This is a genomic window from Pseudomonas mendocina, assembly GCF_003008615.1.
Taxonomy (GTDB): Bacteria; Pseudomonadota; Gammaproteobacteria; order Pseudomonadales; family Pseudomonadaceae; genus Aquipseudomonas; species Aquipseudomonas mendocina_C.
Map to the genome: position 1 here is coordinate 2,466,249 of NZ_CP027657.1, position 15,297 is coordinate 2,481,545.

A 15,297-nucleotide genomic window follows, 5' to 3' on the forward strand; every position below is an offset into this window, starting at 1 on the left:
CGGCGGAACCTACTGCGGCTAGCTTTTACCGCAATTGCCCCAGGCGGGACAACTCTTCGCGCAGTTGACACAGGCGTTTACGCAGTTCGGCCAGTTGTACGGATTTGAAGGCATGGCGACTACGTTCCAGCACATCGATGGCGTCATCCAGGCTGGCATGGACATCCCCCAGGCTGGCTGTCGGCAGGCGCTGTACCCACTGACAGAGAGGCTGTTGCCGGCAACTCTCGATCTCGGCGATGACCTGGCATTGAGGCGCCTGACGGTGCAACAGATGCGCTACCCGTTGGCAGGCGTCTGCATCCGGCAGACTGAGCAGCAGATGGGTCTGAGGCATGGTGGTCGCGCTGTATGGCAAATGGCTAGCAATGCTAGAGCGCTACCGCTGGTGGTTTATTGATCAGGGTCAGTGAGCCGCTGTAACACTCGACGCGAATCGGTTCAGCGTGACGCTTCTTTGCAATGGCGGGCCCGGTATTCACCGGGCGTCAGCCCGCTCCATTGGCGGAAGGCGCGGAAGAACACGCTGGGTTCGGAGTAGCCCAGCAGCAAGGCGATTTCGGCAGCGGGCAGGCGGCCTTCGCGCAGATGCTGTTCGGCCAGTTGCCGCCGGGTGTCGCTGAGCAGTTGCTGGTAGCTGTAACCTTCTTCGGCGAGACGCCGCTGCAAGGTGCGCTCGCTCAGGTTCAGCTTGCGCGCAAGATCGCCGCGATCCGGCTCGCCATGGGCCAGTTGTTCGCCGAGCAGGCCAATCACCTGGGCGCTCAGGCTGGCGCTGGGCAGGCGCGCGAGCAGGGCTTCGGCGTGTTGTCGCAGCAATTGCTGCAACGGTGGATTGGCCTGCATCAGCGGTCGTTGGCACAGCACCCGGGGCACGGCGATGGCGTAATCCCTGGCGGAGAACTGCAGCGGGCAGGCGAACACGTCCTGATAGGGCGTCAGGTTCGACGGTTCGGCATGGCGGAACTGGGCCCCGAGTAGATGAAAGTCGTCGAGTAGCGGTGTAGTGATCTGCACCCAGCAGGCCAGCATGGCCAGCACACGAATGCGCGTGGCCGGGTGCTCGGGATGCAGCGGGCGATAGATCAGCAGCAGGGCGGCATCCTGTTCCTCGACCTGCAACTCGCCACCTTCGCCGCCCAGGCGTTGGTAGCGCAGCGCGGCGGTCAGCGCCTCACCCAGCGTGGCGCTGCTTTGCAGCAGGTAGCTGAGCACGCTGAATGGCCCGGGCGTGAGGTTGCGCCCCAGCAACAGCCCGGGCTCCGGGTGTTGCAGACGGCAGTCCAGTTCCTGCCAGAGGCGCTCCTGGGCACTGAACGGCACGCGCGCATCGGGGTCGATCAGTTGTTGTTCCTGTAATCCACAGGTGGCCAGCAGTGCCTGGCGATCCAGGCCGAGACGGCTGGCGGCGTGCAGAACCGCCTGGGTCAGGCTGGCGCTGACCGAGGCCTGCGTGGCATTGGCGAGAGGGATTGGCATGCGTCGATTCTGCCCAATGCGTAGAGCCGGCGATAGTGCGTCGCCGTGTATCGCTGGCAGGTTGCTGCTGAGTGTTTAGTCTGTTTTCAGCACTTGCGCAGCGCGCCGGGCTTCAGCGCAATCGAGAAAAGGAGATGTGCACATGAAAGGCAGAGCCATGGTATGGCTGGCGGGGCTGGTGCTGGCCGGCGTCGTCGAGGCCGAGGAAACCTTCGTCACCATCGGTACCGGGGGGCAGACCGGCGTTTATTTCGCCACAGGTCAGTCCATCTGCGCCTTTCTCAACCAGCGCTCCAGCGAGCACGGCATTCGTTGCAACGCCACGGCCAGTGGCGGTGGTATCGCCAACGTACACGGCATGCGCAACGGTGAGTTCGACTTCGGCGTCATGCAGGCCGATCACTTGTTCAAGGCCCGCGAAGGCAGCGGCCCGTTTCACGGTGAGGTGGCGATGAGCGACATTCGCGCACTGTTCTCACTGCAGCGTGAAGTGTTCACCGTGCTGGCCCGGCGCGATGCCAGGATCCAGAGCCTGGAAGATCTTCAGGGCAAGCGCATCAATATCGGCAACCCCGGCTCGGGTCAGCGCGATACGCTGGAGGAGATCATGACCGCCAAGGGGTGGGATCACTCCACGTTCGCCCTCGCCAGTGAACTCAAGGCGGCCGAACAGGCCAGCGCTCTGGGTGAGGGCAACATCGATGCCATGACTTACTTCGTCGGTCATCCCAACGGTGCGATTCAAGAGGCTACGGATACGGTGGATGCGGTTCTGGTGCCGGTCACCGACGAAGCTGTCGAGCGTCTGCTGGCCGAGAGGACGTATTACAGCCGCGCGGAGATTCCCGCTGGTTTGTACAAGGGCAACCCACAGGCAACGCCGTCGATTGGAACAAGAGCGGTGCTGGCGACATCGGCCAATACCGACCCGCAGGTGGTGTATGAGCTGGTCAAGGCGGTGTTCGATAACCTGGAGCGGCTGCGCGAATTGCATCCCGCCCTTGCCGAGCTGCAGGCCAGTGAAATGATCGGCACTGGCCTGACGGCGCCGCTGCATGAAGGCGCCGAGCGCTACTACCGCGAGCGTGGCTGGCTGTAGTGCGCTATTCGCCACCTTCGAGTTGCAGCGCACCGGTTTCGCCGTCGGCCAGCACCACATAGGCACTGGCGCAGAACAGCGAGTTGAGGCGCTTCATGTCGGCGATCAGCTCCAGATGCAGCGAGCTGGTCTCGATGCTCTGCACCACCTGACGTTGCAGGCGACCGATGTGCGCGTGCGCCAGGCGCCGCTCCTGCGCGCGGAAGCGGCGTTTCTCCCGTAGCAGTTGGCTGGCGCTGGCACGATCCGCGCTGAGAAACACGCTCAGCCCTAGGCGCAGGTTGGCCATCAGTTGCGCATGCAGGGTGGTGAGCTCTTCCAGACCCTTCTCGGAGAAGGCGCGCCGTTGCGCGGTTTTCTCGTTCTGCAGCTTGTTCAGCATGCGTTGAATCAGGTCGCCGGCCTGCTCCAGATTGACCGCCAGCTCGAGAATTTCCGCCCAGCGCTGGCGCTCCTGCTCACTCAGTGCTTCGCGCGGGATCTGCGCCAGATACAGCTTCACGGCCCGGCACAGGCTGCCGACCTCGTCATCGAGGCGGCGCATTTCCTTGTTCAGCGCCGGCTGGTTGGTCGCCAGCACCGGCAGAAGGTGACCGAGCATGGTATCCACCTGATCGCCGATGCGCAGGGTTTCACGCACGGCATTGGCCAACGCCAGGCTGGGCGTGGACAGCGCGGTCGGATCCAGATGGCGGGGCTGGGCGCTGTCGAGGTCTTCGCTGCGATCAGGCAGCAGCCAGTTGCAGAAACGCGCCATCAAGCCGACCGTAGGCAACATCAGCAGTGCGCGCAGGCTGTTGTAGAGCAGGTGGAAGAAGATCACCAGCTCCGCCGGACGCCAGTTAAGGCCGTCCAGCCAGGTAGCCAGTGGCTGTAACACCGGCAACACCAGCAGCAGGCCGATCAGTTTGTACAGCAGGCTGCCGAGTGCCACGCGGCGGCCAGCCGGGTTCTGCAGGCTGCTGGTGAGAAAGGCCAGCAGGCCGCTGCCGATGTTGGCGCCGATTACCAAACCGATGGCCACCGGCAGGCTGATCAGCCCGGCGCCGGCCAGGGTTGCGGTGAGCAGCACGGCAGCCAGGCTGGAATAGGTGAGCAGTGCGAACAGTGCGCCGACCAACGCATCGAGCATCAGGTCGCCGGTGAGCGAGGCGAACAGCACGCGGATACCGCGTGCCTCGGTGATCGGCGTGGCGGCGGCGACGATCAGCTCCAGTGCCAGGAGCATCAGGCCCAGGCCGATGGCGACGCGGCCGAGCTGGCCGGCGCGGGTCTGTCTACGAGAGAGGAAGAAGATCACCCCGATGAAGATCAGCAGCGGGCTGAGCCAGCTCAGATCGAGCGTCAGCACCCGCGCCATCAGCGCTGTACCGACGTCGGCGCCGAGCATGATTGCCAGGCCCGGTGCCAGAGCCATCAGCCCCTGGGCGACGAACGAGGTGACCAGCAGCGCGGTAGCGTTGCTGCTCTGCACCAGCGCGGTCACGCCGATACCGGCCGCGAAGGCTAGGGGTCGGCGGCGGATGTTGTGGCTGAGCACCGTGCGTAACTGCGAGCCGAACACGCGCAGGATACCGGTGCGGACGATTTGGGTGCCCCAGACCAGCAGGGCGATGGCAGATAGAAGATTCAGCAGGGTCAGCATAAGGCGGCTCCCCCCGAAGCCGGCCGGTTGGAGCGTCGAGCGATCCGGCCTTTACTGAGCATCGGTCGAAAATCGCCGATGCGCCAGTGACGAGGGGAAATCCGTTCAGCCGTCGCGCAGCACCTTGAGCTCGGCATCGTCGGCAGAGAAGCCCCGTTCGAGCTTGAATTTGAGGCTGAGGTCGGTGCGCGAATCAGCGAATTTCAGGGCCTCGGCCAGGCTGATTCGGCCGGCTTCGAGCAGGGTGAACAGGTGCTGGTCGAAGGTCTGCAGGCCCTGTTCGGCAGCCCGCGCGATGGCCTCGCGCAACTCTTCCAGCTCGTCGCGCTGGATCAGGTCGCGAATATAGGGCGTGCCCAGCATCAGTTCTACCGCTACCACGCGCTTTTGCGCGATACCGGGCACCAGGCGTTGACCGATCACCGCCAGCAGGTTGTGCGCCACATCGGCCAGCACCTGCTTGCGCGCCTCGTCCGGGAAGAAACGCGCGATGCGCTCTATGGCGTGGCTGCTGCTGGTGGCGTGCAGCGTAGCGACGCACAGGTGGCCGGTTTCGGCGTAGTGCAGAGCATGCTGCATGGTGGCGGCGTCACGAATCTCGCCGAGCATGATCACGTCTGGCGCCTCACGCAGCACATTGCGCAGGGCGTCGTCGAAACTGTGGGTATCGAGGCCCACCTCGCGCTGGTCGATGATCGAGCGCTGGTGGCTGTGCAGGAATTCGATGGGATCTTCGATGCAGACGATATGCCCGCTCTTGTGGCGGTTACGAAAATCCAGCATCGCCGCCAGGGTGGTGGACTTGCCCGAGCCAGCGGCCCCGGTGACCAGGATCAGGCCGCGATCCTGCATGGCCAGCTTTTCCAGCATTACTGGCAGACCGAGGGCCTCGAAGCTGGGAATCTGGCTCTTGATCAAGCGCACCACCATGGCGACTTCTCCACGCTGGTAGTAGACGTTGACCCGATAGCGTCCGGCATTCTGCAGGCTTACCGCCAGGTTCATCTCCAGATCGCGCTCGAACTCGGCGACCTGCTTCTGGGTCATCAATTGATAGGCCAGTTGTTGCACCTCACCGGCCTTGAGTACACGCTGTCCGACCGGCTGGCTATGCCCTTCGACCTTCATGTGCGGTGGTGCGCCGACACTGAAGAACAGGTCGGAGCCTCCATGCTGGTGCATCAACTGCAGGTAGGGGAATACGTCGGGCTGATCCGGGCTGTGCGTATCGTTCATCGGTGGGCCGCTGCGTGTTGTTGTTGCGGCAAGGATAGCGGGCGTCTGAGCCGTTCGATTGTTTTGCATCAAGAAACCGGGGCGGATTGTCGCCCTATAGGCGAATCAGGCTGGACAGCCGTGGTATCGCGGACAAGAGTCAATCATCGGTGCACTCAGGTAGGCGAGTGTCAGAGGCTGGAGGGGCAGGGTGGGATATTGGCTGGCGGCTCTGTTGAGCCTGCTGATCAGCACCGCGGTGCGGGCGGAGAGCTTGCACCTGGCGACAGGCGACGATTACGCACCGTTCACCGGCAAAGCCCTGCCAGGCCAGGGCATGTTGACCCAGGTGGTGAGGGCGGCGCTGGCCGATCAGGGTGTGGCGATCACGCTCGACTGGTTGCCCTGGAATCGCGGCTATCTGAAGGCGCAGCGTGGGCAATACGACGCGACCTTCCCCTATGTACGCTCTGCCGAACGTGAGGCGGAGTTTCTCTATTCGGCGCCGCTGTACATTGCCGAGCAGCATGTGTTCAGCCGCGCTGGCGATCGTATCGAGCTCGACGACCTGCCTCGTCTGCATGGTAAGCACCTGTGCTACCCGCTGGGTTGGCAGCCTCCGTTGGCGGTTCAGGCGTTGATCGAGCAAGGGGTATTACGGCGACACTCACCGCTGGGCCTGAAGGAATGCGCGCGCCTGTTGCTGCTGCAGCGCGACGACCTCTTCATCTCGGATCGCCACCTTGGCGAAAGCGCCCTGCGCAGTACTGGCGCCGCCGCGAATCAGTTTCACCGTTCGACCTCGGCGTTTCGTAGCAACACACTGCACTTCATCGTGTCTCGGCAGCATCCGCGCGCGACCGAGTTGATCGAACGCTTCGACCGTGGTCTGGCAGCGCTCAAGGCGCGGGGTGAGTATCAGCGCCTGATCGAGAGTTACGTGGAGTAGCGCTAAGCCGATATTGCCGCTTAGGCCAGCAGCGTCATGATCGCCACCAGGCTGCCAGCTGCCAGCAGCGTCTGTAGGGTGATGATGCCGGCCATCAACTGGCTGTCGCCACCGAGCTGGCGGGTCAGCACGTAGGCGGTCGGTGCGGTGGGCAGGGCGAAGAACAGCACCAGCACCGCGCTTTCCATCGCAGGCAGGTTCAGGCCCCAGGCCACGGCCCAGGCCAGCAGTGGCATGGCCAACAGACGCAGCGCGCTGCTCCAACCCAACGCTGGAACTTCACCGCCCAACTGTTCGGGCTTGAGTGCAGCGCCGACGCAGAGCAGGCCCAGCGGCAGACTGGCGGCCGCGAGCAGACTGAGCAGGCGATCCGTGCCGCCCGGCAAACCGATACCGGTGAGGTTGAACAGCGCGCCGCCAGCACAGGCGAGGATCAGCGGGTTCTTCAGGATCGGCAGCAGCAAGCTGCGGGCGCTGACGCCGCGTTCTGCCGTCAGCGACCAGACCGAGAGCACGTTAACCGTCGGCACCATGAGGGCGAGCATGATCGCCGCCAGGGTCAGCCCTTCCTGGCCGAACAGGCTGCCCACCGCAGCCAGGCCGAGGTAGGTATTGAAGCGCAGAATGCCCTGGGTGAAGGCGCCGAAGCGTCCGGCTGGCCAGCCACGTAGCCGTCGCACCAGCAACAGGGCCAGCCAGGCGATGCCCAGGCCGAGCAGCACGGCCAGTGCCAAACGCGGCAGTGCCGGGTTGTTCAGCGGCGCTTTGGCCAGGCTGGAGAACAACAGGGCGGGGAACAGGATGAAATAGTTGAGGCGCTCGGCACCGGGCCAGAAAGCCTCGCTGGGAAACTCTCGTAAACGCAGCCAGTAGCCGGCGACTATCATGGCGAACAGCGGCCACAGGGCCAGCAACAGGTCAATCACGGGAACCCCCGGTAGCGGTGAGCACCTATCTTGGTCAGCGCACCGCCGCATTGCAAGACGGAGAGGGCATGAGCGAACGACATGAAGGCGGCTGCCAGTGCGGCAGGCTGCGCTACCGCATCGAGGCACCGTTGCAGGACATTGCCCACTGCCATTGCTCGATTTGTCGACGTAGCAGCGGAGGCATTCTCACTACCTGGGTCACCATCGCGCGTGATTCATTCCAGTGGCTGAGCGGCACGCCACGTGCCTTTGCTTCTTCGGCCAGCTGCACGCGTTATTTCTGCGGCGACTGCGGCGCGCACCTGGCGCTCTTTACCGACCTCAGTCCGGACACGCTGGACGTCACTATCGCCACGCTGGACGAGCCCGAGCAGGCACCGGCGAATCGGCATATCTGGGTTGGCAGCCGGCTGTCGTGGCTGCAACTGGACGAGCAATTGCCACGAGAGGACGGAGAGAGCATGCCTTGAGCCAGTAGGCGTCAGGGTGTGTGCCATTATTTTGATGTCAAAATGATGTTTGCTTTGCCTGTGAGCTGTGTCACATTCCTGCCCTGGCTATATCAGGGATGTTCTTGTGCTCTCAGGGATGCGCCTCAGGCAGATTTTTCTTGCCCCATTGTTCAGCAAACCCGGTGCTGTACTGGGTTTGCTGCTGATGCTTTTCGTGGCTTTCTTCAACCCGTTCGGTCTGCGGGACGCCTCTGATCGTCATAGCGAAACCTGGTTGCTGCGCATGTTGGCGCCTTTCTACCCCGAAGCTGGGCAGGAAGAGGTGGTGGTGGTGCTGATCGACGATCAGGCGTTGGCGAGCATGGGGGCCAGTTGGCCGCTGCGTTATGGCGAGCAGGCGCGTCTGTTGCGCCAGTTGCTCAGCTATCAGCCCAAGTCGCTCTTTGTCGACCTGCTCTATACCCAGAAGCGCTACGACGGTGGCCCCACCGCTGGCTTGCAGCGAGCTCTAGGCAGCTTTCATGAGCAGGGCGTGCCGCTGATTCTTGCCGATTACCATGATGCCCATGGGCGCTCATTGGTATTACCCGAATTTGCCTCCGTGGCACGTACCGCTGCGGTCAACTGGAGCGGCTATGGTGAGCGCTATCCGCTGTTGTTGCAGAGCCCGCAGGGTGAGCTGCCCACACCAGCGCTGCAGATGTACCAGGTAGGGTGCCAGGCTCAGGGCTGTTCAGCGGAAGGGTTCGAGGCGCCGCTGCTGGTGCGCTGGGGTTACTGGAGCGATGCGGGCATGCAGGGCTTCGTCGACCTGGCCGGCTGTGACGTGCGTGGACAGCGTGGTGACTGGGGGCAGTTATTCAGCATGCTGGCTGCCGATGCGTTCCGCTCGCAGCGCGCCGCCGGTGAGGTTGAGCGACCACAGCCTTGTCCTTACACCCGTACCCTGTATTCCAACCAGTTGCGTGACCCAAGTGTCGCCGACATCTTGCGTGGCAAGCATGTGCTGTTGGGGGCGCATATCCGCGGTATTCCAGATCTGGTCAGCAGCCCGGTGCAGGGCCTGTTGCCGGGCGTATACGTGCATGCGATGGCACTGGATAACCTACTGACGCAGGGGCGTGGTTACTGGCGCGCGGCGCCGGATGGCTGGCTCGGCATCAGCCTGAGTGACTGGCTGGAAATCGGCCTGCTGCTGCTGGCCGGTCTAGTCGCGCTATGGATTCCGGTACAGCCGCGAACCGACGGCGGCCGCCTCTATCGCTGTGCGAGTCATTACCTGTTCTGGTTCGCTCTGCTCAGCAGCATCGCCCTGCTGATCAGCTTCTATCTCGCGCGCTGGCTGCATATCGCGCCATTCGACTGGCTGGGGCTGGTGCTGATGATCGGCCTGTTCTACGCCTATCTCGGTGAGGCCAGGGTTGCCGAATGGTGGCACCAGCGTAAGCGTCGTACTTCAACGGAAAGGGAGATCTAGCAATGTTCAAAGCCACAGTATTCGGGCTGTTGCTGTGCAGCATGCCGGCATGGGCGCAGGAGCCGCTGAAGATTATCGGCTACCCACTGGAGAAGGTCGCTTTGTACGACGAACAGGGCGAGTTTCTGGGCGATATGAGCCGTGATCAACTGCCTGCACCAGAGGTGCCGGTGATCAGTTTCAGTGAGGAAAAGAACCTGCTGTTGATTGCCGTGGGCGAGCGTCAGGTCTGGCTCGATCCGTTGGATGTGAAGCTCAACCAGGGCAAGACCGTTGCCTTCGACTGCCGCAAGATCGCTGAAACCAGCCTGTTGGCAGACAGCAAGACCAACGGTGTGATGGGCTATTCGAAAGCCTGCGGCAAGTAAGACAGGGAGGATTCATGCGTAAGGAAATGGTTCTGGCAGTCGCCTGCCTGTCGTTGTTCGGTTGTCAGCAGATGCCCGCGGGTAGCAAGCCGCCCTTGGAAGGCAAGTTCATCGACAGCCCGCGGGCTCGACCACTGGCGCTGCAGCCGATGACGAACAACCCCTGGTTGAACAATGCCCTCGTCGATCGCCTGGCGGGTGCCGCCGACCCGGATGAAGTTCGCGGCTTTGGTAAGCTGGATCTGACCGAGCAGATGGCGCAGGTCGAAAGCTTTCAGGTGCCACAGTTGCAGACCTATTGCGATCAGGTGCTGGGCCGTTTGCTGGTGCACTGGCCACACGCCAAACCTGATATCAAGGTGCGTTTCAGCGCATCGGAGAGCTTCGGTGCAAGGGCCACAGTAGATAATGTCATCTACCTCAACCTGGGTACTTTGCAGGCGATCGAAAGCGAGGATGAGCTGGCCGCAATGCTTGGGCACGAAGCGGCTCACTTGTTACTGGGGCACCTCGACCGTGAGCATTTCTTCAATCAGCAGAAGAAGCTGCTGGATGCCTCGGTGACGGCTGTCAGCCTGGGCGCCACCCTGGCCGGGTTGGAAAGTCAGAAGAGTGGCACCTCGCGCAAGCTGGTGATAGGTAACCCCGATGCTGTAGGCAAGACCATCGTCCAGAGCAGCCTCTCGGGCACGCTGCTCAAAGCGGTATCCGACAACTTCTGGAATAGCAGTTGGACGCGCGCGCAGGAAGACGAGGCCGACCTGCTGTCCGTCGATCTGCTCAGCCGTGCGGGCTACTCCCCGCGTGGCGCGGTGCATGGTATCCAGCGCTTGCAGAGCTTCGAAGGCAGTAATGTCAGCCAGTTGCAGCGTTATCAGGCTCAGCAGAAACAGCTATTCAGCCAGGCGATACAGAAGAAAGGCGTCAGCGGTCTACTAGAGCAGGGTATCCAGAGCGGTGTGACTGCAGCGCAACTGGCGGCTGTGGATGTGTGGAAGGACTTTGGCAAAACCCATCAACTGCCAGCCCAGCGAGAAGAGGCACTAGCACGCTATATCGCCAGTGAGTATCGCAGCGAGCGGCGCCGAAGCCCGCAGCTTGCCAGCTATCAGCGGCAGCTGTTAGGCGGACAGAGTGGCAAGGTTCTCGCCGGACAGGTTCTGATCAATCGTGCGACCAAGGCTATCGACACGGGTGATCTGAACGAGGCACGCAGATTGGCTAGGGAAGTGGCGCAAGGGCCGGCAGCCAAGAGCATGCGTGCGCAGACCTTGCAGTTCGTCTTGGCTGTTCAGCAGCGGCGTTACAAGGATGCACTGGCCAATCTGGAGCAGGTTCCGGAAAGTGAGTGGCAGTACGCGTCGCTCTCCAGTTATGACCAGATCATCACGTTGTCACTGAGCCTCGACCGGCAAGCCCAGGCCGAGCGCTACTTGCAGCGCGGTCAGGCGCATTGGGGCAATCAGTTGATGGCGCCACTGGAGATTTCCGTGCATCTGCAAGGTGAGCGGATAGTGCAGGCGCAGCAGGCCTATCAGTCATGTCTGAGCAGCACGAGCAAAGGTCTGCTGGCTCAGTGTGAATCGGCGATTGGTCGCTTCAAACCGCAACAACAAGCGCCTACCAACCCATTGGAGCAGTTGGGGCTGCCGTCTATGGGCAAGTTGCTAGGCAGCTGATTCAGGGCAGCTCCAGCCCACCACTGGCCTTGTGCAAGGCGCGCAGATGCTCGCCGAGGGCGACCAGATTCGCCTCGTTGGACTCCAGCTCGGCCAGGCGCTGTGGTTGCAGCAGGTTGCGCACTTCTCCATCCAGCTCATCGCTGAGCTGGCGCAGTTGCTGCTGGCGATCGCGGCTGCTGGCTTCCAGGCGCTCCCACTCCGCCTGTTGCGGCAAACCGTAGCCGCCTTCGAGCAACTCTGCAGGGCGACTGAGAAAGCCGCTGTTGGCTAGGATCTGTTCAAGCGCGATGCCAGCCTTGTTCAGGCTTGGGTCGCCGGCAGCGCGACCTGTCAGGTAGCGGCGCTTGAGTTCATCCTGGGCCAGCAGCAATTGACGGCGTAGGGCGGCCTGCTCCAACAGCAGCAAAGCAGCGCTGGCGCGCAGGTCGGCCTGCGCGAACCAGTGGCGCCGTGTTTCGGCAGACTGTTCCAGCCAGGTTTCGACGCTGTCCTGGGTAATCGGCAGGCGCTCTCGCAACACCTTGAACATGGCCTGGTAACGCTCGCGGAAGGAGTCGAATCGATAACCCAGGCGCAGTGCCTCGCGTGGGTCGTCCAGTACCTGGGTATCGGCCAGGCCGCGGGCGTTCATCAGTTCCAGCAGGCCGTTGGGCAGGATGCTGTCCAGCGCCTGCAGTTGCGGGTGATCGGTGCCGCTGCGCAGCAGCTTGAGGGTTTCCACCGCGCAGTTGTTGGAGATGAAGTAGTAGTCGCCGTCATAGCTCCAGTGCTGTTCGGCGGAGCGTGCGACCAGTTGCTCCAGTTGATCACGCGAGAGCTTCAGCGGAACCGAAGACAGGCTGCGCAGTTCCACCTTGGTGTATTCGTCGATCACCTGCTCCAGTGGCAGGACGAATAACCGCGAAGGATAGACGCCGGTCAGACCGTCCCAGCTGGAGAGCTGCAGGTCGCCAACGAAGGCGCGATAGGACAGCACCAGGTGCTGGTCGAGATCCAGACGGCAATCCGGGCCGCGTGGCCTACCGGGTGCGCAGATCACCAGGCGCAGCATGCTGTGGCCCCAGCGACTCATCCAGGCTTCGTTGGCCTCGGCCAGCAGGTAGTCGACCTGGTAGACGCGCTCCGGATCGAGGCGGGCCAGCGGCTGGCTGGCGAAGTCGCGCCCGGCATTGAGGTAGGCGTAACCGTCGGCGCAGGGGGCGTTTGTCGGCGACCAGTCGAAATGCTCGCGGAAGTAGCGCGCCAGCGACGGACGCCGACAGGCGTAGCTGGGGTCGAGCAGAAAATATTCGAGGTTGACCGCGACGAACTCCAGCGGGTTGCTCAGCTCGTATGGATCGGGGCTGCGGGCGACCTGGCCATTGTCCATCTCACGCGCGCCGCGCTTGCCAACCAGTTGCGGCCAACCTGCAAGATCGAGCAGGCGCGGATCATCACTGAGGGTGAAGCGGCGCTCGGTCTGGCCGCGGCAGTCGTCCGGCAGGCCGACCGTTCCAAGGCTGGCGGCGCGCTGGCGGCAGCGCCGAAGTTGTCTGCGCTGATCTGCAGGCCACAAGCGTGCCCGGTCATAGAGATGGGTCAGTTCATGAATCAGCGTGGCGAGTAGTTCACGGCTTTGAGTGCCATGGGGGCGACCGGTCTGCTGGCGCGCGGCAGAGCCGTCGACCAACTTCGGCAGCAGGCTGGCATTGAGTTCGATACCGCTGAGGCGCCCTACCTGGCCGTAGACCGCTTCTGGCATGTCCTCACGCCAGCTGACTCGCACAGGGCGATCCAGGCGTTCGATGAAGCGCGGCGGCAGGGCTGCCATGGCTTCTTCCAGCAGAAGCTGGCTGGCCTGGCGTTCGGCAGGCGCCAGACCACGCTCGTCCAGTTCGAGGCGTAGCTGCGCCTGGGTAGCGCCTGCAGCGATGGTCAGCAGAGCGCTGAAGCCCCAGACGCACAGGCGCATCACAGCGCGAGGATAGCTTCGGCCAGTTGCAGGTCGCTGGCGTTCTGCGTTTCGGGCAATTGCTGGCGGATGGTCTGCAGCGCAGCTTCCAGTTGCGCGCCGCGAATCTCACCCGCGCTGGCGACGAAGCTGGCGGCGTCGTCGCGAGCCTGTACCACGGCTTTCATATCGCGCAGCGAGGTGGTGGTGTCGGAGGTGAAGTTGATGCTGCGATCCAGAGCGCGCACCACGATGTTGCTGGTGGCGACCACGGTTTGAGCCTGGGCAAGGCCACTGAACAGGGCGCAGACGGCGGCGAAGGTGATAAGTGAACGACGCATGGAGTGACTCCGAAGAACGGCGGATGAAGGCTTGGACGAAGTAGATGCCGGCCGGTTCCCGGATACCGCGCGGCTTCGCCAGCGGGCGCTAGGCTAGCGGAATCCGTGGGGAGGGCCAAGCTGTCGCCGTTCAGCTGTCCTCCCAGGCGAGGATGGCCTGCGCTAGCTGATCATCACTGGTCTCGGGGTAGTGCGGACGCAGGTGCTGCAGGGCGGCCTCCAGGCGTACGCCCATGATGGCGCCGTGGCTTGCCACGAATGCTGCCGCCTCGTCCCGAGCAGCTAATAGCATCTTCTTGTCGCGTAGGCTGGCCTGGCTGGATTCGGTTATCGGTTCCGAGGTGAGGTCATTGGCCAGGATCGTTGGGCCGATGATCGGAACTACCGTGGTTATCCAGGACATCATCAGGATCAACCAGCCTTCGTAGCTATCGCTGGACTGGGCGTGTGCGGGTTTTAAGGGGCAAAGCAGAAACAGGCAAAGCACCAGGCTGCCTGTGCGCAAACGAGCGTTCATCCATGAACCTTGGATAGTTGTAGCGAAGGGGGTGAGTGTACGGCGTTCAGGTGAAGCCTGCGGCGGCAGGCTTCACAGAATGCTTTCTGCCTTACTGGCTGAGGATGGCCTGCGCCAGTTGCAGATCTCCGGTATTCGCCAGTTCGGGGGCGTGGCCGCGGATGTGAGCCAGTGCGGCTTCCAAGCGTGCGCCACGGATGGCTCCGGCGCTGGCGACGAAGCTTGCAGCATCGTCACGTGCGGCGCGTACCACCTTGCTGTCATGCAGTGAACTGGTCGCGTCCGAGAGGGCTTCGGCACTGGCCGCCACTGCTCCCAGCAAAGTATCCGTTGTCGCAACCAGGCTGCTGGCGCAGGCGCTACCAGCCATGCCCAGTATGAAAAGGCTGGCGAACAGGGTTTTCTTCAGATGCATGCAGGGCACTCCAGACGATGCGAGCGCAGAGGGTGCTCGCTGGCGCAGCTTAGCCCAACGCTGTTGCTCGCTCCATTGCTGGCTCAGCGCCAGAAGGGTTTCTCCAGTTCCTCGCTGCGCTGAGCATGACTGATGCCGGCATCGGCCAATTGCCGTGCATCCAGGCGGGCGAGTTGGCGGCGTGTGCGCAGGTTGCGGTACCAGAGGCTGACTCTGGCATAGAGTCCCAGCCAGTCAAATGTAGTGGATTGGATGATTTCCGAGTGTTGCTCGCGCGTACGTTCCATGGCGGCTCTCCTGCCGAGAGACAAGGATAGGTAGTACATGATCGTATGCGAGCCTTTGCGCGTGCAGAGGCAATGAGGGGGAATTGTGCAGGGTCAGTTGTGATTTTTTGACAACTGTACCGGCCCTGATGGCGCTGACTGTTGCGGATAAAACGAAAGCCCCACCGCAGCAGAGACGGTGGAGCTCTCAGAAGATCCCAACTTGGGAGGGAGCAAAACGGTGAATCAGCGCCAGAACGGCTTGTTCAGTTCTGTGTAGCGCTGGTTCTCGCTTATGCCGGCGTCGGCGAGCAGGCGGGCATCCAGTCGAGCCAGTTGACGACGGCTGACGATGCGGCGCTGCCAGAGAACGAGGGTAGCGATCAGGCGCAGCGGCAGCGAGGCATGATTGCTGGAAGCAGTGCGTTGAGGGAGCAGGGCGGAACCGAGGATACGTTCCATGGTGGTCATCCTTCCGCTTGTGGCGGGTTGGTGTGCTGTTGATGGGTTCATTATCCCGAGCAGGCCACCGA

The 15,297-nt window shown here is 62.7% G+C and carries 17 protein-coding genes; 6 read left to right on the top strand and 11 right to left on the bottom strand.

Going from position 1 to position 15,297, the window contains the following annotated elements; all coding sequences use genetic code 11:
* Positions 1 to 25: 25 nt before the first annotated feature.
* Both C7A17_RS11405 and C7A17_RS11410 read right to left on the bottom strand, forming a co-directional pair.
* Positions 26 to 337 (bottom strand): DUF465 domain-containing protein, encoded by a 312-nt coding sequence (locus C7A17_RS11405; protein ID WP_234035908.1) that lies wholly within the window; start codon positions 335 to 337, stop codon positions 26 to 28.
* 104 nt (positions 338 to 441) lie between these two features.
* The gene (locus C7A17_RS11410; RefSeq protein WP_106738148.1) at positions 442 to 1,479 is read right to left on the bottom strand and encodes an AraC family transcriptional regulator; all 1,038 of its coding nucleotides are present in this window, start codon (positions 1,477 to 1,479) and stop codon (positions 442 to 444) included.
* Positions 1,480 to 1,621: 142 nt separating this feature from the next.
* Between C7A17_RS11410 and C7A17_RS11415 the strand changes: the two genes are divergently transcribed.
* Positions 1,622 to 2,578 (top strand): TAXI family TRAP transporter solute-binding subunit, encoded by a 957-nt coding sequence (locus C7A17_RS11415; RefSeq protein WP_106738149.1) that lies wholly within the window; start codon positions 1,622 to 1,624, stop codon positions 2,576 to 2,578.
* A 4-nt stretch (positions 2,579 to 2,582) separates the two neighbouring features.
* On the opposite strand, the gene C7A17_RS11420 is transcribed toward C7A17_RS11415, so the two are convergent.
* Positions 2,583 to 4,223: a Na/Pi cotransporter family protein gene (locus tag C7A17_RS11420; protein WP_106738150.1), complete on the bottom strand. Its 1,641-nt coding sequence runs from the start codon at positions 4,221 to 4,223 to the stop codon at positions 2,583 to 2,585.
* A 105-nt stretch (positions 4,224 to 4,328) separates the two neighbouring features.
* Positions 4,329 to 5,459, bottom strand: a complete 1,131-nt coding sequence (locus C7A17_RS11425) for a PilT/PilU family type 4a pilus ATPase (protein WP_106738151.1) — start codon at positions 5,457 to 5,459, stop codon at positions 4,329 to 4,331.
* Positions 5,460 to 5,673: 214 nt separating this feature from the next.
* Here C7A17_RS11425 and C7A17_RS11430 point away from each other — a divergent pair, with 214 nt between their 5' ends.
* Positions 5,674 to 6,387, top strand: coding sequence for a substrate-binding periplasmic protein (locus C7A17_RS11430; RefSeq protein ID WP_234035909.1), 714 nt, complete (start codon positions 5,674 to 5,676; stop codon positions 6,385 to 6,387).
* A gap of 20 nt (positions 6,388 to 6,407) precedes the next feature.
* Here the strand turns inward: C7A17_RS11430 and C7A17_RS11435 are convergent, their stop codons facing one another.
* Positions 6,408 to 7,313, bottom strand: coding sequence for an AEC family transporter (locus tag C7A17_RS11435; RefSeq protein ID WP_017676125.1), 906 nt, complete (start codon positions 7,311 to 7,313; stop codon positions 6,408 to 6,410).
* 68 nt (positions 7,314 to 7,381) lie between these two features.
* Here C7A17_RS11435 and C7A17_RS11440 point away from each other — a divergent pair, with 68 nt between their 5' ends.
* From C7A17_RS11440 to C7A17_RS11455, 4 genes are all read left to right on the top strand, one after another.
* Positions 7,382 to 7,786: a GFA family protein gene (locus C7A17_RS11440; protein ID WP_106738153.1), complete on the top strand. Its 405-nt coding sequence runs from the start codon at positions 7,382 to 7,384 to the stop codon at positions 7,784 to 7,786.
* A 187-nt stretch (positions 7,787 to 7,973) separates the two neighbouring features.
* Complete coding sequence (locus C7A17_RS11445; RefSeq protein ID WP_158704658.1) at positions 7,974 to 9,245, top strand: CHASE2 domain-containing protein; 1,272 nt, start codon at positions 7,974 to 7,976, stop codon at positions 9,243 to 9,245.
* 2 nt (positions 9,246 to 9,247) lie between these two features.
* On the top strand, positions 9,248 to 9,613 hold the full coding sequence (locus C7A17_RS11450; RefSeq protein WP_106738155.1) for a hypothetical protein: 366 nt from the start codon (positions 9,248 to 9,250) through the stop codon (positions 9,611 to 9,613).
* Positions 9,614 to 9,627: 14 nt separating this feature from the next.
* The gene (locus C7A17_RS11455; protein WP_106738156.1) at positions 9,628 to 11,292 is read left to right on the top strand and encodes a M48 family metallopeptidase; all 1,665 of its coding nucleotides are present in this window, start codon (positions 9,628 to 9,630) and stop codon (positions 11,290 to 11,292) included.
* 1 nt (position 11,293) lies between these two features.
* Here C7A17_RS11455 and C7A17_RS11460 read toward each other — a convergent pair whose 3' ends face one another.
* From C7A17_RS11460 to C7A17_RS11485, 6 genes are all read right to left on the bottom strand, one after another.
* Positions 11,294 to 13,246, bottom strand: a complete 1,953-nt coding sequence (locus C7A17_RS11460) for a DUF7844 domain-containing protein (protein WP_106738157.1) — start codon at positions 13,244 to 13,246, stop codon at positions 11,294 to 11,296.
* Positions 13,246 to 13,566 carry a DUF2388 domain-containing protein gene (locus C7A17_RS11465; RefSeq protein WP_106738158.1) on the bottom strand — a complete coding sequence of 107 codons (321 nt, stop codon included), beginning with the start codon at positions 13,564 to 13,566 and terminating at the stop codon, positions 13,246 to 13,248. The genes C7A17_RS11460 and C7A17_RS11465 overlap by 1 nt, the downstream gene beginning before the upstream one ends.
* A gap of 130 nt (positions 13,567 to 13,696) precedes the next feature.
* Positions 13,697 to 14,083 carry a DUF2388 domain-containing protein gene (locus tag C7A17_RS11470; protein ID WP_234035910.1) on the bottom strand — a complete coding sequence of 129 codons (387 nt, stop codon included), beginning with the start codon at positions 14,081 to 14,083 and terminating at the stop codon, positions 13,697 to 13,699.
* A 91-nt stretch (positions 14,084 to 14,174) separates the two neighbouring features.
* Entirely contained in the window at positions 14,175 to 14,498 is a 324-nt protein-coding gene (locus tag C7A17_RS11475) for a DUF2388 domain-containing protein (protein ID WP_106738159.1), read from the bottom strand.
* A gap of 83 nt (positions 14,499 to 14,581) precedes the next feature.
* Positions 14,582 to 14,785 carry a DUF1127 domain-containing protein gene (locus tag C7A17_RS11480; protein WP_106738160.1) on the bottom strand — a complete coding sequence of 68 codons (204 nt, stop codon included), beginning with the start codon at positions 14,783 to 14,785 and terminating at the stop codon, positions 14,582 to 14,584.
* A gap of 225 nt (positions 14,786 to 15,010) precedes the next feature.
* Positions 15,011 to 15,226, bottom strand: a complete 216-nt coding sequence (locus C7A17_RS11485) for a DUF1127 domain-containing protein (protein WP_106738161.1) — start codon at positions 15,224 to 15,226, stop codon at positions 15,011 to 15,013.
* Between the last annotated feature and the right edge of the window lie 71 nt (positions 15,227 to 15,297).